At 74.7% G+C, this 23,720-nt stretch carries 21 protein-coding genes; 9 read left to right on the forward strand and 12 right to left on the reverse strand.

What is annotated here, in order from left to right:
* Positions 1 to 123: 123 nt before the first annotated feature.
* The 4 genes from AB0P35_RS32630 to lysA are packed head-to-tail and all read left to right on the forward strand — an operon-like array spanning position 124 to position 2,384.
* Positions 124 to 333 carry a hypothetical protein gene (locus AB0P35_RS32630; protein ID WP_363518132.1) on the forward strand — a complete coding sequence of 70 codons (210 nt, stop codon included), beginning with the start codon at positions 124 to 126 and terminating at the stop codon, positions 331 to 333.
* A gap of 52 nt (positions 334 to 385) precedes the next feature.
* Entirely contained in the window at positions 386 to 721 is a 336-nt protein-coding gene (locus tag AB0P35_RS32635; RefSeq protein WP_363518134.1) for an SAV_915 family protein, read from the forward strand.
* The gene (locus AB0P35_RS32640) at positions 718 to 1,008 is read left to right on the forward strand and encodes a hypothetical protein (RefSeq protein WP_363518136.1); all 291 of its coding nucleotides are present in this window, start codon (positions 718 to 720) and stop codon (positions 1,006 to 1,008) included. The genes AB0P35_RS32635 and AB0P35_RS32640 overlap by 4 nt, the downstream gene beginning before the upstream one ends.
* Entirely contained in the window at positions 1,005 to 2,384 is a 1,380-nt protein-coding gene (gene lysA, locus AB0P35_RS32645; RefSeq protein WP_363518138.1) for a diaminopimelate decarboxylase, read from the forward strand. The genes AB0P35_RS32640 and lysA overlap by 4 nt, the downstream gene beginning before the upstream one ends.
* A gap of 87 nt (positions 2,385 to 2,471) precedes the next feature.
* Here lysA and AB0P35_RS32650 read toward each other — a convergent pair whose 3' ends face one another.
* Positions 2,472 to 3,479 carry a helix-turn-helix domain-containing protein gene (locus AB0P35_RS32650; RefSeq protein ID WP_363518140.1) on the reverse strand — a complete coding sequence of 336 codons (1,008 nt, stop codon included), beginning with the start codon at positions 3,477 to 3,479 and terminating at the stop codon, positions 2,472 to 2,474.
* Between the two features lie 415 nt (positions 3,480 to 3,894).
* Here AB0P35_RS32650 and AB0P35_RS32655 point away from each other — a divergent pair, with 415 nt between their 5' ends.
* Positions 3,895 to 4,839, forward strand: coding sequence for an alpha/beta fold hydrolase (locus AB0P35_RS32655; protein WP_363518142.1), 945 nt, complete (start codon positions 3,895 to 3,897; stop codon positions 4,837 to 4,839).
* 171 nt (positions 4,840 to 5,010) lie between these two features.
* Positions 5,011 to 6,012 (forward strand): tellurite resistance/C4-dicarboxylate transporter family protein, encoded by a 1,002-nt coding sequence (locus AB0P35_RS32660; RefSeq protein ID WP_363518144.1) that lies wholly within the window; start codon positions 5,011 to 5,013, stop codon positions 6,010 to 6,012.
* Here the strand turns inward: AB0P35_RS32660 and AB0P35_RS32665 are convergent.
* From AB0P35_RS32665 to AB0P35_RS32700, 8 genes are all read right to left on the reverse strand, one after another.
* Positions 5,930 to 7,408 carry a cell filamentation protein Fic gene (locus AB0P35_RS32665; protein WP_363518146.1) on the reverse strand — a complete coding sequence of 493 codons (1,479 nt, stop codon included), beginning with the start codon at positions 7,406 to 7,408 and terminating at the stop codon, positions 5,930 to 5,932. The two genes, AB0P35_RS32660 and AB0P35_RS32665, sit on opposite strands and share 83 nt — an antisense overlap.
* A gap of 124 nt (positions 7,409 to 7,532) precedes the next feature.
* Positions 7,533 to 10,334, reverse strand: coding sequence for a hypothetical protein (locus tag AB0P35_RS32670; protein ID WP_363518148.1), 2,802 nt, complete (start codon positions 10,332 to 10,334; stop codon positions 7,533 to 7,535).
* Positions 10,331 to 11,443 (reverse strand): AAA family ATPase, encoded by a 1,113-nt coding sequence (locus AB0P35_RS32675; RefSeq protein WP_363518150.1) that lies wholly within the window; start codon positions 11,441 to 11,443, stop codon positions 10,331 to 10,333. Before AB0P35_RS32675 ends, AB0P35_RS32670 begins: the two co-directional genes overlap by 4 nt.
* A 12-nt stretch (positions 11,444 to 11,455) precedes the next feature.
* The gene (locus tag AB0P35_RS32680) at positions 11,456 to 12,838 is read right to left on the reverse strand and encodes a VWA domain-containing protein (protein ID WP_363518152.1); all 1,383 of its coding nucleotides are present in this window, start codon (positions 12,836 to 12,838) and stop codon (positions 11,456 to 11,458) included.
* Entirely contained in the window at positions 12,835 to 14,256 is a 1,422-nt protein-coding gene (locus tag AB0P35_RS32685; protein WP_363518154.1) for a hypothetical protein, read from the reverse strand. Before AB0P35_RS32685 ends, AB0P35_RS32680 begins: the two co-directional genes overlap by 4 nt.
* Entirely contained in the window at positions 14,223 to 14,729 is a 507-nt protein-coding gene (locus AB0P35_RS32690) for a hypothetical protein (RefSeq protein WP_363518156.1), read from the reverse strand. Before AB0P35_RS32690 ends, AB0P35_RS32685 begins: the two co-directional genes overlap by 34 nt.
* A gap of 118 nt (positions 14,730 to 14,847) precedes the next feature.
* Positions 14,848 to 16,485, reverse strand: coding sequence for an amidohydrolase (locus AB0P35_RS32695; RefSeq protein ID WP_363518158.1), 1,638 nt, complete (start codon positions 16,483 to 16,485; stop codon positions 14,848 to 14,850).
* A 90-nt stretch (positions 16,486 to 16,575) separates the two neighbouring features.
* Positions 16,576 to 18,030, reverse strand: a complete 1,455-nt coding sequence (locus AB0P35_RS32700) for an APC family permease (protein WP_363518187.1) — start codon at positions 18,028 to 18,030, stop codon at positions 16,576 to 16,578.
* 191 nt (positions 18,031 to 18,221) lie between these two features.
* Between AB0P35_RS32700 and AB0P35_RS32705 the strand changes: the two genes are divergently transcribed.
* Positions 18,222 to 18,959, forward strand: a complete 738-nt coding sequence (locus tag AB0P35_RS32705) for a TetR/AcrR family transcriptional regulator (protein WP_363518160.1) — start codon at positions 18,222 to 18,224, stop codon at positions 18,957 to 18,959.
* Between the two features lie 129 nt (positions 18,960 to 19,088).
* Here the strand turns inward: AB0P35_RS32705 and AB0P35_RS32710 are convergent, their stop codons facing one another.
* Together AB0P35_RS32710 and AB0P35_RS32715 are read right to left on the reverse strand one after the other, a co-directional pair.
* A complete protein-coding gene (locus AB0P35_RS32710) occupies positions 19,089 to 19,760 on the reverse strand; it encodes an enoyl-CoA hydratase-related protein (RefSeq protein ID WP_363518162.1) in 672 nt (223 codons plus the stop codon).
* A gap of 178 nt (positions 19,761 to 19,938) precedes the next feature.
* Positions 19,939 to 20,826 (reverse strand): LysR family transcriptional regulator, encoded by an 888-nt coding sequence (locus AB0P35_RS32715; protein ID WP_363518164.1) that lies wholly within the window; start codon positions 20,824 to 20,826, stop codon positions 19,939 to 19,941.
* Between the two features lie 117 nt (positions 20,827 to 20,943).
* Between AB0P35_RS32715 and AB0P35_RS32720 the strand changes: the two genes are divergently transcribed.
* Both AB0P35_RS32720 and AB0P35_RS32725 read left to right on the forward strand, forming a co-directional pair.
* Positions 20,944 to 21,318, forward strand: a complete 375-nt coding sequence (locus tag AB0P35_RS32720; protein WP_363518166.1) for an SgcJ/EcaC family oxidoreductase — start codon at positions 20,944 to 20,946, stop codon at positions 21,316 to 21,318.
* A gap of 348 nt (positions 21,319 to 21,666) precedes the next feature.
* Positions 21,667 to 22,191, forward strand: coding sequence for a hypothetical protein (locus AB0P35_RS32725; protein ID WP_363518168.1), 525 nt, complete (start codon positions 21,667 to 21,669; stop codon positions 22,189 to 22,191).
* 12 nt (positions 22,192 to 22,203) lie between these two features.
* Here the strand turns inward: AB0P35_RS32725 and AB0P35_RS32730 are convergent, their stop codons facing one another.
* Positions 22,204 to 23,532: a diacylglycerol kinase family protein gene (locus AB0P35_RS32730; RefSeq protein WP_363518170.1), complete on the reverse strand. Its 1,329-nt coding sequence runs from the start codon at positions 23,530 to 23,532 to the stop codon at positions 22,204 to 22,206.
* Positions 23,533 to 23,720: the final 188 nt, after the last annotated feature.

A 23,720-nucleotide genomic window follows, 5' to 3' on the forward strand; every position in this document is an offset into this window, starting at 1 on the left:
GGCCCGGTTCGCGTAGGCCGTGCGTCAAGAACCGGTGCGGCAGGCGGGCGGAGGGAATCCACTGGAGGTGCGGGCCCCGGCCGACCGGCCCACCCGTACGGCAACGGAAGGGAACACACCACCATGACCGACCACCAGCTCCTCACCGGCGATCCCGAGCCGCGCCGCATCCCGATCGACGAGGCCGGCCTGCGCCTGCTGCTCCTCGACGCCGTGTTCGACCCCCGGCCGGTCCGCGCCGCGGCGGACCGGGACACGCCCGCACCCGACCCGGAGCCGGAGCACGCCCGCACCATTGGGAACTGCCGCACCGCCCTGCACTACCTCGACTGACGGCGCACCGCACCAGCCCGCCCATCCACCCAGGCCACCCGAGGACCACGCGATGATCGAGGACACGGCACCCGACGAACACGAGGAACACGCGCTCCGATTCGTGCCGGTCCGGACCACCGGTCCGGTCCAGGTGCTCCGGCTCTTCCGGCACCGTGACGGCAGCCGCTGCGCGGTCGCCTTCAGCACCGCCGCCGCTCTGCACGACCTGCTCGGCCCCGACCAGGAGGTGGCCGAGCTCACCGAACCCGCCCTGCGCGCCCTCACCGCGCCGCTCGGCGTCCGCCGCCTGGTCCTCGACCCGGGCATGGTCGCACCCCAGCCCGCCGGCGCGGCCGCCCTCCGCTGCCTGCCAGGCACCGGCCGGCAGCTGGAGCGGCGGACGTGACACCCCGTCCGCTGCACGCCGTCGTCCGGCTCCGCCACGGCCCCGAACCCCTCTCCTTCGACCGTCTGACGGCGCGATTCCCCGCCGTCCGGTCCGGCCTCGCGCTGGCCGGGGAGGCCGACCTCGAACTGAGCCTCGCCTGCACCGACCGGCGCGAACTGCACGCCGTCCTAGGCGAGTTGCGTCGCGCCGGCGCGACCTGCCTCCAGGTGGAACTGGTCCTCCGCACCTACCGGCCCGCCACCGAGCCGCCCCTTCCCGCCCTCACCAGGAGCACCACGCCATGACCACGCTGTCCGCCCTCCCTCCCACCGGCCGCCCGCTCGCGGGCCCGCGGACGGCCGCGGGCCCGGCCGACACCCGGCCGCTCGGCAGCCCGTGGCCCGCCTCGGCCCACCCGGGCCCCGACGGCGAGCTGCTGATCGGCGGCGTCGGCCTGGCGGAGGCCGCCGAGCGCTTCGGCACCCCGCTCTACGTCCTGGACGAGGCCGAGATCCGGCACCGCGCCCGGGCCTGGCGCCGCGCCCTCCCGCATGCCCAGGTGCACTACGCGGCCAAGGCCTTCCTCTGCAGCGCGATGGCCGACTGGGTCGCCGAGGAGGGCCTCGGCCTGGACGTCTGCTCGGCCGGTGAACTCCGGCTTGCCGCCGACGCGGGCTTCCCGCCGGACCGGATCCTGCTGCACGGCAACGCCAAGAGCCCCGAGGAACTCCGGCTCGCCCGGCGGCTGCGGGTCGGCCGGATCGTCGTCGACAGCCTCTCCGAGATCCCGCGGCTCGCCGCGCTCGCCGTCGCCGACACCCCGCAGCGCGTCCTCCTCCGGGTGCTGCCCGGCGTCGCCGCCGGACACCACAGCGCCGTGCGGACCGGCGCCGACGGGCAGAAGTTCGGCTTCCGGATCGCGGGCGGCGACGCCGCCGAGGCGGTCGCCCGCATCGTCGGCCGGCCCGGACTCGACCTCGTCGGACTCCACTGCCACCTCGGCTCCCAGATCACCGACACCGCGCCCTACCTCGCCGCCGTCGACCGGCTGGTCGGACTGCTCGCGGAGATCCGCGACCGGCACGGCCGCGAACTCCCCGAACTCGACCTCGGCGGCGGCCACGGCATCCGCTACCTCCCCGGCGACGGGGAACTCGACCCGGACCGGTTCGCCACCGCCGTCGAGACCCGCCTCGCCGAGCGCTGCGCCGCTCACGGCCTCGCAGTGCCCCGGCTGCTGATCGAGCCCGGCCGGGCCATCGCCGGACCGGCCGGCGTCGCCGTCTACCGCCTGCTGTCGGTGAAACACACCGCCGACGGGCGGGCGTTCGCCGCCGTGGACGGCGGCATGAGCGACAACCCGCGCCCGGCGCTGTACGGCTCCACGTACCAGATCCGCCCGGTCGGCCGGCCCGTCGGCGGCCCCACCGCCCCGGTGGACGTCGTCGGCCGGCACTGCGAGGCCGGCGACGTCCTGGTGCACGGCGCCGAACTCCCCGTCGACCTGCGGCCCGGCGACCTGCTGGCCGTGCCCGCCGCGGGCGCCTACCAGCTGTCGATGGCCTCCGGCTACAACCTGGTCGGCCGTCCGGCCGTGGCCGCCGTCCGCGACGGGCGGATCCGGCTGCTGATCCGCCGGGAGACCGTCGATGACTTCCGCGCCCGCGAGGTCGGCCGGTAGCGCTGCTACGAGGGGAGAGACCAGCGGCACACAGGCCTGCCGATCTCCGGCCGGCACCCGCTCTGCCGTGCCGGTGGCTGCGCCCGGTCAGCCGGCCAGGTCGCGGAGGGCCGACCGCAGGGCGACCTCGAGTTCGAATCGGGCGTCCGGGCCGCTGAGCGTCTCTCCGAACAATTCCTGGGCCCGGTGCAGCCGTTGGCGGGCGGTCTGCGGGTGGATGGCGAGCCGGGCAGCCACCTCGGGGGCACTGCCGTGGTCGGTCTGCAACCAGGCCAGCAGGGTCTCCGCCAGCCGGTGGCGCTGCTTGGCCGTCAGCCCGGCGAGCGGGGCGAGCCGGCGCTCGGCGATCAGCCGGACCAGGGGTCGGTCGGCGAGCAGCAGCAGGTCGGCCAGCCGGTCCCGGCAGTCCACCGGTTCGGGCGGCGGGCCGGGGAGCCGGCCGCGCACCAGCCTTGCCCAGCGCAGCGACTCCGCCGCCTCTGCGAGCGGCACCGGCGGGCCGATCACCGCACCCCGGCCGCGCAGCGCCTCCTGCACCTGGCCGTCCCGCAGGTACAAGTCCGGTTCCGGGACGAGCAGTCGGGGCTCCGGATGGTCCAGGTCGGCCAGTACAGGGTCGGGCAGCCGTGGCGGCCGGGGCCGGTCGGCGGCCGGCGGGTCCAGCGCGACACAGACCACCCGCTCCGGCAGTGCCCAGTCCGCGGCCGCGGCGGCCAGCCGGATCTCGTCCCCGCTCGCGCCGCCCAGCAGCGCTTCGAGCAGTTGGTGGCGGGAGCGGCCGAGCGCGCCCGCCCGGTCGGCGCGCGCCTCCACGTAGCCCTGCACGCTCGCGGCCGCGATCTCGTCGATGTGCGCGAACACCGCCTCCGCCAGCGTCACCAGCGGCTCCGCGCCGAGCCCGCAGCGGCGGGCCACCCGCGCGTAGCGGCGCCAGGCCACCCGGGCGCCGAGCCGGTACGCGGCCTGCAGCGCGTCCAGGCTGCGCCCCTCGGTGAGTTCGCCCCGGCCGAGCGAGCGGTAGACCCGCAGCCGCTCCGCGCCGAGGCCGCCGGCGCCCTCGATCCGGTCGGCGAACTCGGCGAGCGCGGTCTCCACGCCGTGCTGGATTCCCGCTCCGAATTGGCCAGCCAGCGGCCGGGAGAATTCCGGAATCGCCGCGCGGATCTCCCGGATGATCTCGACCGCGAGACTCTTCTCCTCGGCTCTGAGATCTGTGGAGAAATTGCGTGGAAGCGGCTCTCTCGGTCGTGTCACAGGGGGGAGTATGCAGGCGATGTTACCGGCTGGTCAATAGAGGTGGTGTGCCGTTGTGCCTTGTGACGCACGGCACCTGACGGAGAATCGCTCGTGCGGATGACAGGTTTCGGGAGGGGGCGGGGGGAATCCTGGCATCCGCCGAAGGATTTCCGCCGACGGGCCGCCGAGTGTGTTGACGCACCATCAGGCCACACTTAGCTTCGGGTTCCGTCCGGACGTCAGGGAATTCCGGAGGAATCGGAAGGTGTGGAATATGAGAGCGAAGCGCGCACGGTCGTTCACGGTGGCGGCACTCGCCGCCGCGGGCCTGCTCGCGGTCGGCGGACAGCCGGCCGCCGCGGCCGGCCCGTACCCGGTCGAGTACCACTTCGGCGCCGGGTTCGTGAAGGGCTTCTTCAGCCCCGACCGGCCGCCGGCCGGCGCGAACGACCCGTCCTGCCGGCCCTCGGCCGCCCACCCCGCCCCGGTCGTCCTGGTGCACGGCACCCTCGAGAACATGAACGACTACTGGGGCGGTGCGGCGCCGCTGCTGGCCGACGCCGGGTACTGCGTCTACGCCTTCAGCTACGGCGGCGCGGCGGGCTCGCCCGTCCAGGGCACCGGTCCGATCGCGGCCTCCGCCGGGGACCTCGCCGCCTTCGTCGACACGGTGCTCGCCGCCACCGGGGCCCGCGAGGTCGACCTGGTCGGCCACTCCCAGGGCGGCGGCCTGATGGCCCGCTACTACCTGAAGAACCTCGGCGGCGCCGCCAAGGTCGGCAAGCTGGTCGGCATCGCCCCCAACAACAGCGGCACCACCCTGGACGGCATCACCGAACTCGGCCGCACCCTCCACATCCTGGTGCCGGCCAACGAGCTGCTCGACAACCTCTGCGCGGCCTGTGTCGAACAGGAGATCGGCTCGCCGTTCCTCGCGGCCCTCGACGCCGGCGGCCAGACCGTTCCCGGCGTCGACTACACCGTGATCGCCACCCGCTTCGACGAGGTCGTCACCCCGTACACCAACGCCTTCCTGCCGGCCGGCCCGCACGTCACCGACCTCACCGTGCAGGATCAGTGCCCGCTCGACGCCACCGACCACCTGGAGATCGGCTACGACCCGATCGCCCTCACCGGCGTGCTCAACGCCCTGGACCCGGCGCACCCGCGGCCGATCCCCTGCCAGGTGGTGCTGCCGGTCACCGGCCCGCTGCTCTGACCCCGCCGCTCCGACCGCCGCCGCTCGACTCGCCACGACCCCGTCCGGTGCCCGCGCCTCTCCCGCCGAGCCGGGCGGTGACGGGCCGCACCCCCGGATTCGGCCTCCGGGGGAGCGGCCCGTCGGCGTGCCCCGCTGACATCCCCGGCGCAGCTGCGCTGCGATGGCAGCATGGAACTCCCCACGGTGAACCGGGCCGACGACCGATCGGCCGCGCGCTGGTGGGCGAGACTGCCGCCCGCCGCCGGCTCTGCCGTGATGGCCACCGGCATCGTCTCCGTGGGGCTTCACCTGATCGGCCGTGAGACCTCCTCCCAGGTGCTGCTGGCCCTGGCCGCCGCCGGCTGGCTGCTGCTCGCCCTCGCCTTCGCGCTCACCCTGCTGCGGGACCGCGACCGGTGGACCGCCAACGCCGCCACCCCGCCCGCGCTCACCGCCGTGGCCGCGACCACGGTCGTCGGCACCCGGTTCTCGCTCTCCGGATGGCAGAGCACGGCCGAAGTCCTGCTCGCGATCGCCGCGGTGGCCTGGCCGCCGCTGCTGATCTCCGTCCTGCGGCACTGGAAGCACCACCTGCCCGGCGTCGCCTTCCTGGTCTGCGTGGCCACCGAGGGTCTCGCCGTCCTTGCCGGCACCCTCGCCCTGGCCGGCAGCGGAGACTGGCTCGCCCCGGCCGCCATGGCCACCTTCGCCCTCGGCCTGCTGCTGTACGCCGCCGCACTGGCCCGCTTCGACCTCCGCCAGATCTGGACCGGCGCCGGCGACCAGTGGATCGCCGCCGGCGCCCTCGCCATCTGCGCCCTGGCCGGCTCCAAACTGACTGCCTGGCCCGAGTGGACCGGCATCGGACACACCGTGCTGCGCGACCTGACCCTCGTCCTGCTCTCGCTCGACCTGGTCGGCTATGTCGTCCTGCTCGCCGCGGAGATCGGCCACCCCCGGCTGCGGTACAACATCCGCCGCTGGGCCACCGTCTTCCCGCTCGGCATGAGCGCCGTCGCCACCCTCTCCACCGGAGCCGCCACCCGCATCGCCTGGCTGGACACCCTCGGCCGCCCCCTCCTCTGGATCGCCGTCGCCGCCTGGCTGATCACCGCCGCCGCCCTGGTGGTCTCCGTCGCCCGGGGCCGCGGCGCCGAGGAGGCGGGCCGGTCCGCCCGGGGTGCCTCCTGACGGGCCCGGCCCGGCCCGCCGCGGCGGACCACGGCGGCGAGGCGGCGGTGCGCCGGGTCTCCCTGAGATGGAGGTCGACGTAGCCGGCGAGGCTCAGCGCGTCGCCGGAGCTGTCGGCGCGGAAGGCGACCCGCCGGAGCAGGCCGACCCCGTCGAGGGTGATGCCCTCGCGGGCGAGGACGAAGACCAGGGTGAGGAAGGCGGCTCGGGCGTTGCCGTCGTCGAAGGGGTGGAAGAAGCAGACGTCGAGGTAGGCGCGGGCGGCGCGGGCGGTCAGCGGGAGGGGCCGCCCGGTGCCCGCGCTGCTCTCGGCCAGACAGGTGTCCAGGCGGGCACGGGTGTCCGGGTCGATGCCGTAGCGTTCCGAGCCGCCCTTGGCGAAGGCCGGCAGGCTGCGGAACGGCGGGGGCTGCGGGGTGCCCAGGACGTGCTGCTGCCAGCCTCGGAGCAGCGCGAAGCCGAGCGGGGCGCCGCGCGAGGCGTCCGCCCGGACGACGTCCAGGGCGCTGAGCATGCCCTGCGCCCGAGCCGGGTCCAGTGCGCCGTCGAAGGCGCGGACGTCCTCCGCCGCGCCGTCCCGCGACGGGGTCACCGGTCCGTTCGCACCGCCGTCCGGGCCGTCCTGCCAGGGCACGGTCCCGCGCACCTCCATCCAGCGTGCCAGGTGGTCGGGCACGGCCCCGGCGGGCCGGGCGCCGTCCTCCGGCCGCACCGACAGGGCGAGCCGTTCCGCGATGTCCTCGACCAGCACCGGGTCGGGGTCCGTCCAGCTCCGGAACCGCCCGCCGATCGCTCGGCCGACCAGCTCCTCGGCGATGTCGGATGCGACGCCCCGGCTGTCGAGGAACCAGCCCAGCACCTGCCGGCAGTGCCCGTACCAGCCGCTGCCGCAGCCCGTGCGGTCGGACACCTGCAGGATCAGATCGCGGGCCGCACGCTCCCACAGGATCCGCTGGTCCCCGACGGCGGCCAACTGCAGCGGGTACGCCCCGAACCGCTCGGCGAGACTCTCCAGCCATGCGCGCCACTCGCAGAGCGCTGCGACGACACGGGCGAGCGTCTCCTCCGGAGTCGTGATCGAGTGCGTCGGGCAGCACCAGCTCCCGACCGGTCCCCCGTCGAAGTCGCCCTCGCCGTGCGCCCAGCGCCAGCCCACGGCCCAGCGGCCGTACCGCTCGACCAGGGCGTGCGACACCGCGTCGGCCCAGAGTCCGGCCTCGTCGCGGGCCCAGGCATTCAGGGCCGGGTCGGCGAGGGCGACGTCGGGGCGGCGGGGCACACACCGGGCGGGGCCGAGCGCGTGCACCACCTGCGCCGCCGACGTGCTGTCGAAGGGGTGGCGGGCCGGGTCGACCTCGTCCCAGGTCAGAAAGGCCGGCGAGAGCGCATGAATCACCGCGCAAGCCTGCCCGCCCGCCCGGCGTCCGTTCAAGCGGATAGCCGCACGCGGCTCCCGCAGCGCCGCCGAGGGGACGCCGCGGCGGCCGCACCCCCTCCGGGGTACGGCCGCCGCGGCAGGGTCAGCATGTGGCGAGCAGCGCCTCCAGGGCCCCGGCGGCGTCCGGGTGGCGGGTGAGCAGGGCCGCGCCGCCGGGGGCGTCCGGTGACTGCCAGCCGCCGTCGCAGCCGAGCAGCCCCGCCAGGGCGTCGCATGCCGCCGGGTGCGCCGCCAGGAGGGCGGAGCCGCCGGCGCCGCGCCGGGTCGGGCGCAGTGCGGCAGGGGCGGGCTGCGGGGCGCGCCACGGCGGGACCCAGGTGTCCAGGGCGGCGAGCCGGCCGGGGAAGATCCGTCCGGCCTCGCGGATCAGCAGCGGCGCGAGGTCGGCGCCGCCCGCCCGCAGGCTGGTGATCAGGGTCGGCAGCCAGGGCAGCAGCACCCCGTCCGGCAGCCGGCCGAAGGCCTGGGACACCGCCTCCACCACGAAGTCGGTCAGGCCCGGCACCGGCTCCAGCGCCTGCACGAAACCGCTCAGGTAGCGCGGATAGGCGGGCAGCGCCAGCGGGTTGGCCAGCAGCGCGTCGCAGCGCGACCGCAGCTCCGCCCGCGGCAGCCGCCCGAGCTGCACCTGCGCGGCCCACAGCAGCGCCACGCGGGACGGCTCCTCCGGGTGCGACTGCGCGACGGCGAGTTCCAGCTGGGTCCGGTCGCAGCCCAGCGACAGTGCCAGGCTCTCCATGCTGAACAGGAAGCCCAGCATCGCCGCGACCTGACGGACCGTCGCGTCCTCGTCGGTGAACGCCGTCGGCAGCAGGGTGCAGTAGTGCGCGTACCCGGCCTTGACGAAGGACTCGATCCAGGCGGGCAGCACCGGCTCGCTGGTCCGGTAGTACGCGAGCAGCCGCCGGATCCGGCGCAGCACCTCGGGCGCCCCGTCGACGCTCCGCTCGGTCGCCAACACCTCCAGGGCGTGCCGGCCGAGTTCGTCCGCGAGCCGGCGGCTGCGCAGATGGAGGGTGGCGTCCTCGACGGCCTCCAGCACGGCGGCGGTGGTGGCCTGCGGGCCGTACGCCTTGCGGCGCAGCCGCTGCTCCAGCACCTGCTCGATGCCGACGCCCTCGTAGCCGAGTTCGATCAGCGCCCGCTGGTGGGTGCCGAGGGAGAGGTCCCAGGACTCCTGGATGGAGCGTTCGCCGAGTTTCCGCTCGCCCATGATCGGCCGCGCTGCGCCGTCCGGCAGCAGGTAACGCAGCATCCACAGCACGTCGGAGCACTTCGCCAGCTCCGGCCGGGAGGCGATGTCGAGCAGGGCACGCTGCACGCCGCGCTGCTCCAGCCGGAGGCCGAGCGGGGCGAGCCGGTCGTGGACGTCGCGGGCGAGCGGCGGCAGCGCGTCGTAGCCGACCTGGCCGATCCGGTCGCCGCCCATCATGATCTCGACCAGCCGCCGGACGTCGCGCCGGCCCGGCACGGTGTCCTTCTCGATGCAGGTGACCGCGGCGTCCTGGAAGTCGTACGGGGTGGGCTTGGCCCGGTCGCGCATCCCGGCCAGCAGGACAGAGGTCTCGAAGACGGAGATGGCGTCGGCGGTGGAGGCGAGGTAGCCGTTGCGCCGGGCGGCGCGGACGATGTCCACGGACCAGCCGAGCAGTTCGGCCTCGTCCAGGGTGTCGAGGACGGGCGGGCGCTGCAGGAAGCCGGAGAGCCGGTCGGTCTGCGGCGGCCCGGCCACCGGGGCGGGTGCGGCGGCGGCCTTCCGGGCGCTCTTCGCCCCGCCGACCTGGCCGGCCAGCCGGTACGGCTGCACCTTGGTGCGCTTGAGGTTCTTCGCCCAGAGCGTGGCGGCGATCGACACCGAGCCGCCGGCCAGGCCGAACTGGGCCTCGATGGCCGCGTGGCTGGACGGGATCAGGCCGTGCTGCCAGCGGGTGGCGGAGCGCGGCGTGATCGCGAAGGTGTCGCTGCCCGCGACGCCGAACTCGGCGACCCGGCTGGCCGCGTGGAAGGCGCCGCAGACGTACAGGCAGTCCGCCGGGTCGGTGCCGGTGGCGGCCAGGTGCTCGCGCATCCTGGTCCACATGTACCGCTCGCGGTCCTCGTCCACGGTGACCCGCCGCGGGTCGCCGGGTGCGAGCCGGCGGAACAGGCTGCCGATCAGCAGCATGACCTGCCGGTAGGTGTCGTGGTCGCTGTCGCCGAGCGGGACCTCGACGTACTGGTGCCACCACTCGGACCAGTGCCGGACCTTGCCGTGGCGGAGCAGGTGCTCCTCCAACTCGGCGAACCGCGGCCGGAGATCGCCGATCTCCACGCCGACCGCGTCGCCGTGCAGGGCGGCCTCCTCCTCGGCCGGTGCCGTGCCCTGGTCGGCCCGGCCGTCCGGGTCGGTCGGTTCGGCGTCGTGCGGCTGCCACTGGAAGACGTGGTCCGAGGAGCGGTCGACCAGGACGAGTTCGACGCCGGGCGTGTCCAGGGCGTAGGCGATCGCCTGGTACTCGGCGGAGGCCTCGGTGATCGGCGCGACCACCGAGAGCGGCGCCCAGTCGGCGGGAAAGCCGTCGATCTCGGTGGCGAACGCCTGGACGGCCACCGGGAGGCGGCAGTTGCGCAGCTCGGTGAGGAGCGGCGCCATGTCCTCGCACAGCTCCAGGTAGACCACCTTGGGCTGCTTCTCGCGCAGCCGGCGGGCCATCGCGACCGCGGAGGCCGGCGAGTGGTGGCAGACCGGGAAGATCTCCAGCGGTTCGCGCACGGCCCGGTCGACGTCGTCGACGATGCCGAGCAGGATGGCCTGGAGGGCGTCCGGACCGCCGGCGAACGAGGCGGCCGCCTCCTGGAGTTGGGCGCGCAGCGGGTCGAAGGTGCCCGCGGGTGCGGCGGTCACGAGAGGGTGGCGATCGCGTCGCGGCCGCCCTCCAGGAACTCCGGCCATTCGCCGCCCTCCTCCTTGCCGCGCGGCTCGACCACGCCGTGCAGGTACTTGTTGAGGATGGCGAGGTCCTCCGGCTCGCGGCGGGCCAGCGAGCCGACCAGCGAGGAGGCCAGGGTGCGGGCGGTCAGCGACCGCTCACCGAAGAAGTTGCTGTGCAGCACGGCGTCCTCCAGCACGCCGATCTGCTCGGCGGTGGAGAGCGCCGACTCCAGCTTCTCGTCGTCGCTCGCCGCCGCGGCGGCGGAGGCCCGAAGGTCGGCGAAGGACTGCAGCAGCACGTCCAGCAGGGTCGGCGGCACCTCCAGCTCGATCGAGTGGCGGCGCAGCAGCTCCTCGGTGCGGAAGCGGACGATCTCCGCCTCGCTCTTCTTGTTGGTGACGACCGGGATACGGACGAAGTTGAAGCGCCGCTTGAGCGCCGAGGAGAGGTCGTTGACGCCGCGGTCGCGGCTGTTGGCGGTGGCGATGACGGAGAAGCCGGGCTTGGCGAACACGATGTTGTCGCTGTCGAGTTCGGGCACCGAGATGTACTTCTCGGAGAGGATGGAGATCAGCGCGTCCTGTACGTCGCTGGTGGAGCGGGTGAGCTCCTCGAAGCGGCCGATCGCGCCGGACTCCATCGCCGTCATGATCGGCGAAGGGATCATCGACTCCCGGGACTGGCCCTTGGCGATCACCATGGACACGTTCCAGGAGTACTTGATGTGGTCCTCGGTGGTGCCCGCGGTGCCCTGCACGACCATCGTGGAGTTGCGGCAGATCGCGGCGGCCAGCAGTTCGGCGAGCCAGCTCTTGCCGGTGCCGGGGTCGCCGATCAGCAGCAGGCCGCGGTCGGAGGCGAGCGTGACGATGGCCCGCTCGACGATGCTCCGGTCGCCGAACCACTTCTGGGCGATCTCGCGGTCGAGGCCGTCGGCGCGCTCGGAGCCGAGGACGAACAGCCGGACCATCTTGGGGGAGAGCCGCCAGGTGAAGGGCTTGGGGTTGTCGTCGATCGACTCCAGCCAGGCCAGTTCCTCGGCGTACTTGAGCTCGGCGGGGGCGCGCAGCAGGTCGGACATCGAAGGGCCTTTCTAGGCGAGGAAGTTCTTGAGCTCGTGGACGAGCTTGCGGATGTGGCCGGAGAGCACCGGGGTGCCCTGGTCCTTGAAGCGTTCGCGGAACCACGGGTTGACGCTGCCGCGGCCGGAGCTGGTCACCGAGCCGACCGGGATGAACTTCGCCCCGGAGCGGTGCACGGCGGCCATGGAGGCGAACAGCTCCTCGCCGCGCCACTCGTAGAAGTCGGAGATCCAGACCACCACCGTGTTCCGCGGCTCGGCGATCTTCGGCTGGGCGAGCGCCATCGCGACCGTGCCGTCGGTGCCGCCGCCGAGGTTGGTGCGCAGCAGCGTCTCGAAGGGGTCGTGCACCCAGGGCGTCAGGTCGAGTGCCTGGGTGTCGTAGGCGATCAGGTGGACGTCCACCTTGGGCAGGCCGGCGAAGATCGAGGCCAGGATGGTGCAGTTGACCATCGAGTCGACCATCGAGCCGGACTGGTCCACCACCACGATCAGCCGCTGCGGGGTGGTCTTGCGGACGGTGTGCCGGTAGTAGAGCCGGTCGACGTAGAGCCGCTCCTCCTCCGGGCTCCAGTTGGTGAGGTTCTTCCAGATGGTGCGGTCGAGGTCGAGGTTGCGGAACACCCGCTTCGGCGGCACGGAGCGGTCCAGGGTGCCGACGCTGGCCTTGGCGACCTGGGTGCGCAGCACCTCGGCGACCTCGTCGACGAACCGCCGGATCAGCGCCTTGGCGTTGGCGAGGGCGACCCCGGAGAGGTTGTTCTTGTCGCGCAGCAGCTGCTCGATCAGCGACATGCTGGGGGTGAGCTGCGCGGCGAGCTTCGGGTCGGCGAGCACTTCGCGCAGGTGCATCCGCTTGACCAGGTCGGCCTCGATGGCGGCGAGGTCCGGGCCGATCGGCGGAACGAGGGTGGAGAGGTCGGGCGTGGTGCCGCCGCCCGTGCCGCGGCCGGCGCGCAGCCCGCCCGGCTTGGAGCCGAGCGCGCGCTCCAGCCAGCCGGCGTCGGACTGCCAGGCGGCGAGCTGCCCGGCGGAGACCGTGCCGCGGCCGGTGGCGAAGACGTTGAGCAGCACCTTGGACGCCAGGGCGGCGCGGCGCACCTCCGCGGCGCGGTCGCGGTCGGCGTCGTCGGCCGTGCCGTCGGTGCCGGGCACCATCAGGCCGTCGAACTCGGCGGCCAGCTCCGGGTGGCGCTGGACCAGCGAGTCCACCGAGACCTGCGGGTCCAGCAGGGCGGGCGGCAGGCCGATGTCCTCGACCACGGCGAGGCTCGCAGACTCCAGCGCGGCCTGCTCGTCCTGGTCGAAGAGGCGGGCGAGCAGCCGCCAGTACAGGACCTGGCGCCGGTTCTCGTCCGGATCGGCCTCGGGGGCCGTGGTGGTGGGCTCGGTCATGACCGCAGCAGCCTTCCCGCGCGCTCGCGCAGCACGGCCACCGCGTCGGTGGCGGCCTTCTCGGCCTTGATCCCGTTCTTGTCGGCGGTGCCGCCGGCCCAGCCGCCGGCGTGCACGGCGACGGTCTTCCGCTTCACCACGGCCTCCACGGCGAGCGGCTGGAGGGCGAACGCGCCGCCGTCCCAGCGCAGCAGGCCGATGCAGGAGTTCGCCGCCGCGACCGCCTCGGGGGTGAGCGGGCCGGCGGCGGGGACGCGGTCGGTGTCGACGGCGATCCGCTGCCCGGCGACGGTGAGCACCAGCGCGTCGCCGTCCTGCTCGAAGACACAGCCGTCGAGGAACACCGGGACGGCGATGCCCGCGGGGTGCCGGTCGAGCGGCGCGACGGCCGCGGAGGTGGCGGCGGGCAGGACGACCCGCGCGGTGGCGAAGGTGTCGGCCGGCTCCCCGGCGCGGGCGTGTGCGTCGTCCCAGAGCAGGTCGCCCTCGGCGGTGGCCGGCATGTCCGTCAGCTGCACGGAGCGGCCCTCGCCGACGGCGGCGAGCAGCACCGTGTGCGGGCGGAGCAGTTGCCAGACGCCCATCCCGACGACGGTGTCCGGCTTGGGGGCCGAGACCGCGGCGCGGACCAGCCGGGGCGGGCCGCCGTCGGCCGGCTCCAGGACGGCGTGCACCTGGGCCTGGACGGCGGTCGCGTGCTCCTGCAGGTCGATGCCGAGCGGCAGCAGACGGCCCGTCACCTGCTCGGTGGCCGCGGTCGATCCGGCACCCGGCACGGTGAGCAGCAGCGCCCGCGACCAGAGGTCGGCCCAGCGGCGCAGCGGTATCCGCTCCAGGGTGGCGCCGGGGCAGGAGGCGGCGAGTTCGGCGGCGAAGCCGTCCAGCAGGGTGGCGAGGCGGCGCAGCGCCGGGTCGGGCAGCATCGCGGAGACCACGGGGGCGGCCCCGGCGACGAGCTCGTGGTCGATGCCCTGCCAGCCGGCGCGGGCGAGGTCGGCGAGCCAGGAACGCGCGGCGGCGAGCAGGTTGGCGGCCTGCGGGGTGCCGGGCGCGGCGGCCGGGGCGGCGGCACGCGTGCGGCCGGTCGCCTCGTCGATCCGCGCGGTGAGCGCGTCGTGGACGGACCCGAGCAGGGCGCAGCGGGCGGCGGCGAGCGCGGTCAGGTGGTCCTCGTCGCCGACGCCGGCGGCGGTCTTCTCGGCCGCCTCGGCGACCCGGGCGGCGAGCGGCGAGCCGGCGTGGGCGTCGGCGAGGCCGATCAGGCCGGCGGCCTGGGCGGGCTGCGGGCGGAGCAGGCCGGTGGCGAGCGCGCGGTCGAAGCCGTCGACGGCGGCCAGCGCCTCGTCCAGGCCGTCGATCGGCTCGGTGAGCAGGTCGGCGCGCATCAGGCCACCGCCGCCCTGGTCGGCGGGAACCACTGCATCTCCGGCAGCGGCGCGGTGGTCGCGGCGAGCTCCAGGTAGGCGAGGTGGCGCAGGAACCGGCTGAACACCTGGGCGGCGGCCCCCTTGTCCGCCGCGGGCGGGCGGGTGCCGCGCATCGCGGCGGAGATGCCCGCCGCGTGGGTCTCCTCGGCGGCGGTCTCGACCCGCAGGTAGCGGCCGACCCGCTCGGCGCCGTACTGCAGCACCGCCTCGGTGATCAGCGCGCCGATGTGGTTGCAGAACGAGCCGCGGGCGCCGCCGCACGGCCGGTTGTTGTTGGTGCTGCAGGCGAACGCGAAGACACCCGCCGCGACGGACGAGACGTAGACCCGCTCGATGTCCGAGCCGCTGGAGACCACGCCCTGCAGACGTCCGTCGGCCAGCTCGACGAACGGGACCTTGGCGAGCTTGCGCGGCCGCGCGGGCGGCACCACGCGCGCCGTGCTCGACTCCTCCCAGGCTGACAATGCACCATCTCCTTGCGTCCAGGGGTGTGCCGCGCCGGATCGGCGGGACGCTGAGAAACCTACTGGCGATCACTGACAGCCCCCGGTGCGCCGGTTGCGCACCGGGGCCGTCGTCGGATCAGTCGGCGAGGTGGACGAGTTCGCCGCCGACGTAGGTGCGTTCCACCCGGGCGTCGGCGATCTCCTCGGGCGGCGCGGTGAGGATGTCGCGGTCGAGCACCACCAGGTCGGCGAGGTGGCCGGGGCGGAGGCTGCCGGCCTCGTCGTGGCCGTTCACATGGGCGGAGCCGGCCGTGTACGCGGCGAGTGCGGTGACCGGGTCGAGGCGCTGCTCGGGCAGGAAGACCCGGCCGTCGGTGGCGCCCGGTTCGGCGCGGTTCACCGCCACGTGCAGGCCGGCGAGCGGGTCCGGGCTGCTGACCGGCCAGTCGCTGCCCGCCGCGAGGGTGGCGCCGGCCCGCAGCAGCGAGCCGAACGGGTACTGCCAGGAGGCGCGTTCGGGGCCGAGGAAGGGGATGGTGAGCTCGTCCATCTGCGGCTCGTGGGCGGCCCACAGCGGCTGGATGTTGGCGATCGCGCCGAGCCGGGCGAAGCGCGGCACGTCCTCGGGGTGGACGACCTGCAGGTGGGCGAGGTGGTGCCGGTTGCCGCGCCGGCCGTTGGCGGCGACGGCCGCCTCGACGGCGTCCAGGGCCTCGCGGACGGCGCGGTCGCCGAGGGCGTGGAAGTGCACCTGGAAGTCGAGGGCGTCCAGCGCGATGACGTGCTCGCGCAGCTCGTGCGGGTCGACGAAGCTGATGCCGCTGTTGCCGGTGGCGCAGCCGCAGCCGTCGAGGTACGGGCCGGTCATGGCGGCGGTGAAGTTCTCTGCGATGCCGTCCTGCATGATCTTCACCGCTCCGGCGCGGAACCTGCCGCCGCTCGACTCCGCACGCCGTGCGACGAGTTCGGGGATCTGCTCGGCGCCGCGGTCGCGGTCCCACCAGAGCGCGCCGGTGACCCGGGCGGTGAGGGTGCCGTCCGACGCGGCCGTCCGGTAGGCGTCGGAGACGTCGGGCTGCCCGTTGAAGACGCCGAGCAGCGCGTCCTGCCAGCCGGTGATGCCCAGCGAGTGCAGCAGCCGCTGGGCGCGCAGCAGCCCGGCCAGCCGGTCGGCGGCGGTGCTGGGCGGGACGAGCCGGGAGACCAGCCCGGTCGCGCCCTCCTGCAGCACGCCGCCGGGCGTGCCGTCGGGCTCGCGCTCGATCCGCCCGTCGGCCGGGTCCGGGGTGTCGGCGGTGAGCCCGGCGAGCTCCAGGGCACGGGTGTTGGCCCAGGCGCCGTGGTGGTCGCGGTTCAGCAGGAAGACCGGGCGGTCCGGGCAGGCGCCGTCCAGGAGTCGCCGGCTCGGCAGGCCGCCCTCGAAGCTCTCCATCGACCAGCCGCTGCCGGTGATCCACTCCCGCTCGGGGTGGGCGGCGGCGAACTCGCGGACGCGGCGCAGGTATTCGTCCACGCCGGTGGTACCGGACAGGTCGCACTCGGCGAGCTCGGTGCCGCCGTACACCGCATGGACGTGCGCGTCCTGGAAGCCGGGGATCAGCAACCTGCCGTGCAGGTCGACGACTTCGGTGCGCGGCCCGATCAGCTCGCGGACCTCGTCGTGGCCGACGGCGGTGATCCGGCCGGCGGTGACGGCGAGACCGGTGGCCCGGGTGCGGGCGGGGTCGACGGTGTGCACGGGGCCGTTCGTGAAGACCAGGTCGGCCTGGGCCATGGGCGGTGCTCCAGTGCTCGGGCGGCAATGGCGCCGCGGATCGAAGGGGGTGGCGGGCCCGGGCCTGCTGTGGGCGGGCCCGGGCCGCGGTCAGACGGTCGGTTCGAGGGCCGGCCCGGCGGCGTGGGCCGGCGACCGGCGGTCGAAGTACGGGGAGCGGCGTACCCAGCGGGCCCAGGCCGCCGCCAGCAGACCGGAGCCGGCCATCACCGCGGGCACCATCAGCTGGAACCAGCCGTTGTCGGCGCTGAGTTCGAAGTGGTCGGCGGAGGACCAGAAGGTCCACACCAGGTACCCGCCGACGGAGAGCAGGACGAGCGCGCCGAGCAGCGGCGCCACCACGGCCCGCAGCCCCTCCCACGGTGCGGTGCGCAGCAGGCCGCGGAAGCGCACCGCGGCAGCGAGTGCGGTGAGCGCGTAGTAGAAGGCGACCAGGATGCCGCTGGCGTTGACCGCGGCCGAGATCAGGTCGCCGACCGTGGGGATGGCCAGCGAGAGCAGTGCGAGCACGGTCGCGGCGGCGGCGATCAGCACGGTGCCGACGGCCGGGGTGCCGTGCCGGGGGTGCAGCCGCATCCACACCGGGCCGAGGGTGCCGTCGCGCCCCATCGCGAACATGCCGCGCGCGGTGGGGATGATGCCTGCCTGCAGCGAGGCCGCGGCGGAGAAGAGCAGGGCCACCAGCGGCAGTGCGGCCAACGGCTGGTCGGCGAGCTTGGCACCGAAGTACGCCAGCCCCTGGGCGCCGTTGTCGGCCAGCTCGGACAGCGGCAGCACCCGCTGGAAGGCCGTGCCGGCGAGCAGGAAGAGCAGCATGATGACGGTCAACGCGATGAAGCCGCCGCGCGAGGCGTCCCGCGGGTCGCGGACCTCCTCGCCGATGCTGAACACCGACTCGAACCCCCAGTAGCAGAAGACCGCGAGCACCATGCCCTGGGCCAGCGCGGAGAGCGAGGGGATCGCGAACGGGTTGTACCAGTCGAGCGAGAACGGCTGGTCGCCGGCGAACAGCCCGTAGCCGCAGAAGATCAGCAGCACCGCGTACTCGAAGATCAGCAGGTACTTCTGCAACCGGGCCGAGAGGTCCAGCCCGCGGACGGCGACGGCGGTCGCGGCGCCGAGCACGGTCAGCCCGATGGCGGTGGTCTGCAGCGTGGAGTCCGGGTCGAGGGCGAAGCCGCCGAACCGGTGCAGGCCCGCCAGGCCGAGCAGTTGCAGCACCGCGGACCCGGTCACGGTGGTGGTGTAGGCGAGGAAGACGACCGTACCGACGATGCCGACCCAGCCGGACAGGAAGCCCAGCCACGGGTTGAGGGTGCGGCCGACCCAGCTGTAGCTGTTGCCCGCGTTCGGCTCGACCCGGTTGAGCCGGCCGTAGCCGCCCGCGATGGCGAGCACCGGCAGGAAGGCCAGCAGCATCAGCGCGGGCAGGTGGAGGCCGACCACGCCCGCCATCAGGCCGAGACCGATGCCGATGCTGGTGGTCGCCGCGGTCGTCGAGGCGGCGATCACGACGCCGCCCTCGATGCCGACCGACTTGGGCAGCGTCGTACGGGGGGCGGCTACGGCGGGGGAGTCCGCGGTGCGGCCGGGGGGCTTGAGCGGTGATGCCAAGGGAGTACCGCCTCGCTGGTGTGGGGGAGTGGGCCGGCGGCACGGGGAAAGGCGCCGGTGGCTGGGAATGAAACCGGCCGCCCACTTCACACGTCAATGCTGTTGTCATAAGCTCCGGGGCCATGACCGAACGCGTGGTTCCGGAGGACCGGCGGCAGCGCAGGCGGCCGACCCGGCAGGGCACCGTGCTCTCCGAGCGGACGATCGTCGAGACGGCGCTGCACCTGGTCGCCCAGCAGGGCGCGCAGGCACTCACGGTGCGCAAGCTCGGGGCCGCCCTCGGTGCCGACCCCAGCGCGGTCTACCGCTACTTCCACAGCGCCGACGACCTGCTGCTCGCCCTCACCGACGAGATGATCGGCCGGGCCCAACAGGGCTTCCGGGCCACCGGCGACTGGCGCGCCGACCTGCGTGAGATCGGCCTGCGCATCCACGCCTGCTACCAGGCCCACCCGCAGGCCGCCCTGCTCGCCGCCCACCGCACCACCGGCCGCGAGCACGAAGTCCGGGTGGTCGAGGCGATCCTCGGCGTGCTGCGCGGGGCCGGGCTGCCGGACGCCGAGGCGGTGCGGATCTACCACGCCTTCGTCGACCAGGCTCTCGGCTTCGCCGCCCTGGACGCCGCCGCGCTCGCCCTCCCGGCGGCCGCGCAGGCCGCCGATCTGGCCGTCTGGCACGCCAACTACGGAACCCTGGCGGCCGACACCCATCCGCACATCGCGGCGACCGCGCGGCTGCTCGCCGCCGACATGCGGCGCAGCGGCTATCCGGTCGCGCTGGAGCTGCTGCTCGACGCGACCGCCGGCCGGATCGCCGCCGCGCGGCAGGAAGGGAACTCCGCCCCTGCGCAGGCCGGTTGAGGAGGGACACCCAGATCGGCGGCACGGTGTGGCGTCTCCTCGCGCTGCTCCTCGTGGCGCCGACGGGCGGGCGCGATCACGTGAAGCGGCGCGAGGACGCGGGGGACGGGGCGGAGTTCGCGCCCGGGCTCAGCCGAGCGGGATGTCCTTCTCGCGGAGGGCGGACAGCGCGGGGCCGTACATCCGGGTCTTGATGGTGCCGACGGTCGGGCCGGCCTTGGCGGCGTGGCCGGCGGCGAGTTCGATCGCGGTGCGGCGCACGGCGTCCTCGCCGGCGGTGCGGTCGACGATGCCCGCGGCGAGGGCGTCCCGGCCGCCGTAGCGGCGGGCGGTGACCATCGCCTCGTGCGCGGTCTGCGGAGCCAGCCGGGCCTGGAGCAGCGCCGACATGCCCGCCGTGAACGGGATGTTGATCTCGGCCTCGGGCAGGCACCAGTAGCCGCGGTCGTCGCGCATCACCCGGAAGTCGTGCGCCAGCGAGAGCATCGCGCCGGCCGCGAAGGTGTGTCCCTGAAGCGCGGCCACGGTCACCACGGGCAGCGTCAGCATCCGGGCGAGGAGTTCCTGGACGGAGGAGACGTACTCCAGGGCCCGGTCGGTGTTGGCGAACAGCCAGTCCAGGTCGAGGCCGTTGGACCAGAACTTGCCGGTCGCCACCGTGACCAGGGCGCGCGGCCCCTCGGTCTTCTCGACCTCGTCCAGCAGCGTGTTGACGGAGGCGACCCAGTCGGGGTGGAAGCGGTTCTCGGTGTCTCCGAGGTCGAGCACGAAGACGTCGTCCTGGCGGTCGAGGGCGGGCATGGCTTCTCCAATCACCCAAAAGCTACTGGCCGGTAACTATGTTGCCCGGCATCGTACCCGGCGAGCCGCCCGCTGTCTGCCCTCGCTTCCGCCCTGCCGTATCCGCCATCGCCAACGCCATCGCAGGCGGGCAGGCGGGCAGGCAAGCAGGCAGGCAAGCAGGCCGGCTTGCCGGCGTTCAGGCGGCCGCGGCGGCGAAGGCCCGGCGGCAGTGGCGGACGGCTTCGCGGACGGCGGGGCCGTGGGCGGGCCGCCAGACGAGGGCGAGCAGGGCCGGTTCGGTGGCGTCCTCGATCGTCAGCGAGGTGAGCCGGTCCGCGTGGGCGGCGGCCATCGAGGCGCTGAAGACGGCCACCCCGAGGCCGCGGGCGGCGAGGTCGGCGACGGAGTCGGCCGCGCCGGCCTCCAGTGCGATCGCCGGCCGGACCCCGGCGGCCTCGCAGGCCCGGTCGAGCACCGTCCGGACGCCCGTGCCGCGCGGCATGCAGACCAGCGGATGCCCGGCCAGTTCCGCCAACCCGACCCCGCCCCGGCCGGCCAGCGGATGCCCCGGCGGGACTGCCGCGACCAGCGGCTCGCTGACGATCGTCAGCGCCTCCAGCCCCTCCGGGGCGGCGGGGGCCGTGCCGACCAGGGCGAGGTCGACGGCGCCGGTGCGCACCGCCTCCGCGAGCCGGTCCGAGTTGTCCTCCAGCAGCGAGAGTTCCACCCCCGGGTGCGCCCGGTGGAAGGCGGCCAGCGCCTCGAAGAGCGGGGTGACGGTGCAGCCGACCACCATGCCGACGGTGAGCCGCCCGCGGATCAGGCCGGTCACCTCGCCCACCGCCTCGCGGACGGCGGCCGCGGCCGCCAGTGTGGCCCGGGCGTGCGCCAGGGCGGCCTCGCCGGCCACGGTCAGGGTCGCCGCCCGCGCCGACCGGTCGAACAGCTCGGCGCCGAGCGCCCGCTCCAGCTGCCGGATCTGCGCGCTGACCCCGGACTGGCTGATGTGCACCCGTTCCGCCGCCCGGGTGAAACTCCGCTCCTCCGCCACCGCGACGAAGTACTCCAGCTGCCGCAATTCCACAACTGCTGATTCTAGCTCCGATCCGATCCAGCTGTTGGACTTCTGAACACGCCCCGAGGAGGCTGGAGGCACCGGGAGGCGGGAACGCCCCCGGAAGCCGACCGCCAGGAGGACGCCGTGCCCGACCACGATCAGTACGAGAAGGCCCTGCGGCCGGAGGACATCACCCGTCTGTTCGTCGAGCGCTCCAACGCCGGCGACGCGGCCGGGGTCGCCGCGCTCTACACCGAGGACGCGGTGATGGCCTTCCCGCCGGGGCAGTTGACGGTCGGCCGGGAGGCGATCCGGGAGCTGTGGGAGAAGGCCCTGGCAGGCCGTCCGCACTTCGAGCCCGAGCCGCCGCTGCCGACCCTGGTCAGCGGGGACATCGCGCTCACCTCGACCCCTCCCCGGGACGGCGCGGGCGCCCGCGCCCAAGTGGTGCGCCGCCACCCGGACGGCAGCTGGCTGCGCGTCCTCGACCAGCCGGAGTTCGTCTCCCCGGCCCGCTGAGCGGTCACGGCGGCGGTCTGTTCCGGTGATCGGCCGCGACCCTCTGTCAGAAATGTTGACCGTCCGTCACAGTAGTGCTCTGATCGGCGCAACACTCCCGGGAGGATGCGATGGACCTGAAGGACACCTGGTGGGCCTGGACGCTGGCGCTCATCGGACTCGTCGTACTGGCGATTCTCGGTTCGACCACCTGAATCCGGCAGGGCCGGCGCCGAACGGGGCGGCGCCGGCCCGCGGCATCCCCGGGAGCGCGCGCCGGGCGTTCGGGCCCGGGCGTGCGGGCATGCATCACCCGTCCGGTCGGCGTCGCTCAACAGAATGTCCGGTTCCGGTCCCTATGGTGGGTCGGTGACCAGTTCTCCCGACCCGACGGGGCAACCCGTCCGCAAGGAGCGGCTCCACCCCGGCCGGACGGACTACGCGGGCGCGGTGTACGGCTCCCTGCTCGCCGCCTCCGTGGTGGCCACCGCCGGTACCGCCGGCGAGTTCCCCCGACTGCAGCTGATCGGGCTGCTGCTGGTCACGGGCGTGGTCTTCTGGGCGGCGCACGTGTACGCGGAGGTGGCCGGCGAGCGGATCGTCGGCAAGCCCATCGACCGGCGGGAGATGCGCCGGGTCGCCCGGCACGAATGGGCCATCGTGGAGGCCGCCGTGCTTCCGGCGGCCGCGGTGGCGGTCAGCGCACTGTTCGGCCTCGACTACAGCGGCACCGCCTGGTTCGCCCTCGCAGTCGCCGTCACCCAGCAGGTCGCCTGGGCCACCCTCGGCGCGATCCGGGCCGGGGCCACCCGCCGGATGGCGATCGGCGAGGGCGTCGCCAACCTGCTGCTCGGCCTGGTCATCGTGGGCGCGAAGGCGGCCCTCGGGCACTGACGGCCGCGGCCGTCACCCCACCGCGTCGCGCGGCGGGAAGGCGATCCGCCGCAGCCGCCGCCAGTCCAGCGGCGGCCGGGCGCTCGGCACCCCCGGCCGGTGCCGCGGCACCCGCACCCGCAGTGCGGCGGGCCGGATCCGGCAGACCACCGGCGTCGGCAGGACGAGCGCCTCGCCGTCCACGCCGACCGGGATCTCGGCGGCGTCCGCCTCGACCACCACCTCGCGCGCGGCGAGCGCGGTCAGCCCGGTCGCGGCGCCGCCGCGGAGCAGCCCGACCGCCTGAGCGGCGCTGTCGACCTTGACGCCGAGCACCCCGAGCGCTCCGGTGTCCAGCCGCGGCCGGCGGCCCAGCCCGCCCGCGTCGCCCGGCGCGTACGGGTTGTTGCTGACCAGGACGGCCTGCGGCGCCTCCACCTCGGTGCCGGAGGCGCGCAGCCGCAGCCTGGGGCCGCGCTGGTGGGTCAGCAGGTCGGGCAGCATGTCCAGGATGGTGCGCACCTTGTCGTCCCGGTACGCCGGGCTCTGCACCACGGCCGCGTAGGTGCCGAAGGACGCGTTGTTGACGAAGACCCGGTCGCCGATCATGCCGAGGTCGATGCGCAGTTCCACGCCGTCGGTGAGGGCGTCCAGGCAGGTCGAGGGGTCGGCCCGGTCGAGGCCGAGGTCCATCGCGAAGTGGTTGCGCGTCCCGGCGGAGATCACCAGGAAGGGCACCCCGTGCTCGGCGGCGACGCCGGCGACCAGCGCCTGGGTGCCGTCGCCGCCCGCGACGCCCAGTAGGTCGGCGCCGCGGGCGACGGCGCCGCGGGCCAGCTCGGCGACGTCCTGGTGGTGCTCCGGGTCGAGCAGGACGACCTCCGCGCCCAGCGCCCTGGCCCGTTCGGCGAGCCGGAACTGCTCGACCTTGCCGCCGCCGGAGCGCGGATTCATGATCAGGAACGGCCGGGCGGGCGCCGGGGTGCGGTGTTCCACCGGCTTGCTGCTGCCGCCCCTCAGCGCGGACCGGCCCGCCGCCACCGCGACCGCCCACAGCGCCAGGACCAGCAGCACCGCCCACAGCAGGTCCACCAGTGCGTACCCGACGAGGACGGCGGCCACCGCGCCGGCGGCCAGGCCGAGCGCCAGCAGCCGCCGGGTGCCGCGGTGGGTCAGTGCCCACCAGAGCCCCGCGACGGCCACGCCCAGCGCGGCCAGCCCGGTGAGCAGCAGGGCCAGCGACTTCAGGCCGCCGACGATCAGCAGCACCACCGCGGCGGCCCCCATGGCGGCGAAGGCCAGGCGCGCCGCCCGCCGCCGGGTGCCGTCCCCGTGTCCGGTTGCGTCCGGTGATCCCGTCATGACCCGATGATGGCACCGCCCGGCGCCGGAAGCGGCGCACTTCGGCCGGGAGGCGCCGCGTGGGTCCGGGCCGGTCCCCAGGGCGCGGCGCGGCCGCGACGCGGGCGGCCCGGAACGGTCATAGGGTGGCGGCGGACCTCCGTCCGGGACCGGCCCGGCCGGAGCGCGGGAGAACTCGATGCGGGGGG

This window comes from Kitasatospora sp. NPDC085879, assembly GCF_040686255.1.
Taxonomy (GTDB): domain Bacteria; phylum Actinomycetota; class Actinomycetes; order Streptomycetales; family Streptomycetaceae; genus Kitasatospora.

Coding starts and splice junctions, on each gene's coding strand:
- AB0P35_RS32695 (WP_363518158.1), bottom strand. CDS start 16,485: ATGGCCCAGGCCGACCTGGTCTTCACGAACGGCCCCGTGCACACCGTC.
- AB0P35_RS32655 (WP_363518142.1), top strand. CDS start 3,895: ATGAGAGCGAAGCGCGCACGGTCGTTCACGGTGGCGGCACTCGCCGCC.
- lysA (WP_363518138.1), top strand. CDS start 1,005: ATGACCACGCTGTCCGCCCTCCCTCCCACCGGCCGCCCGCTCGCGGGC.
- AB0P35_RS32630 (WP_363518132.1), top strand. CDS start 124: ATGACCGACCACCAGCTCCTCACCGGCGATCCCGAGCCGCGCCGCATC.
- AB0P35_RS32710 (WP_363518162.1), bottom strand. CDS start 19,760: ATGCCCGCCCTCGACCGCCAGGACGACGTCTTCGTGCTCGACCTCGGA.
- AB0P35_RS32730 (WP_363518170.1), bottom strand. CDS start 23,532: ATGACGGGATCACCGGACGCAACCGGACACGGGGACGGCACCCGGCGG.
- AB0P35_RS32675 (WP_363518150.1), bottom strand. CDS start 11,443: ATGTCCGACCTGCTGCGCGCCCCCGCCGAGCTCAAGTACGCCGAGGAA.
- AB0P35_RS32660 (WP_363518144.1), top strand. CDS start 5,011: ATGGAACTCCCCACGGTGAACCGGGCCGACGACCGATCGGCCGCGCGC.
- AB0P35_RS32635 (WP_363518134.1), top strand. CDS start 386: ATGATCGAGGACACGGCACCCGACGAACACGAGGAACACGCGCTCCGA.
- AB0P35_RS32680 (WP_363518152.1), bottom strand. CDS start 12,838: ATGACCGAGCCCACCACCACGGCCCCCGAGGCCGATCCGGACGAGAAC.
- AB0P35_RS32705 (WP_363518160.1), top strand. CDS start 18,222: ATGACCGAACGCGTGGTTCCGGAGGACCGGCGGCAGCGCAGGCGGCCG.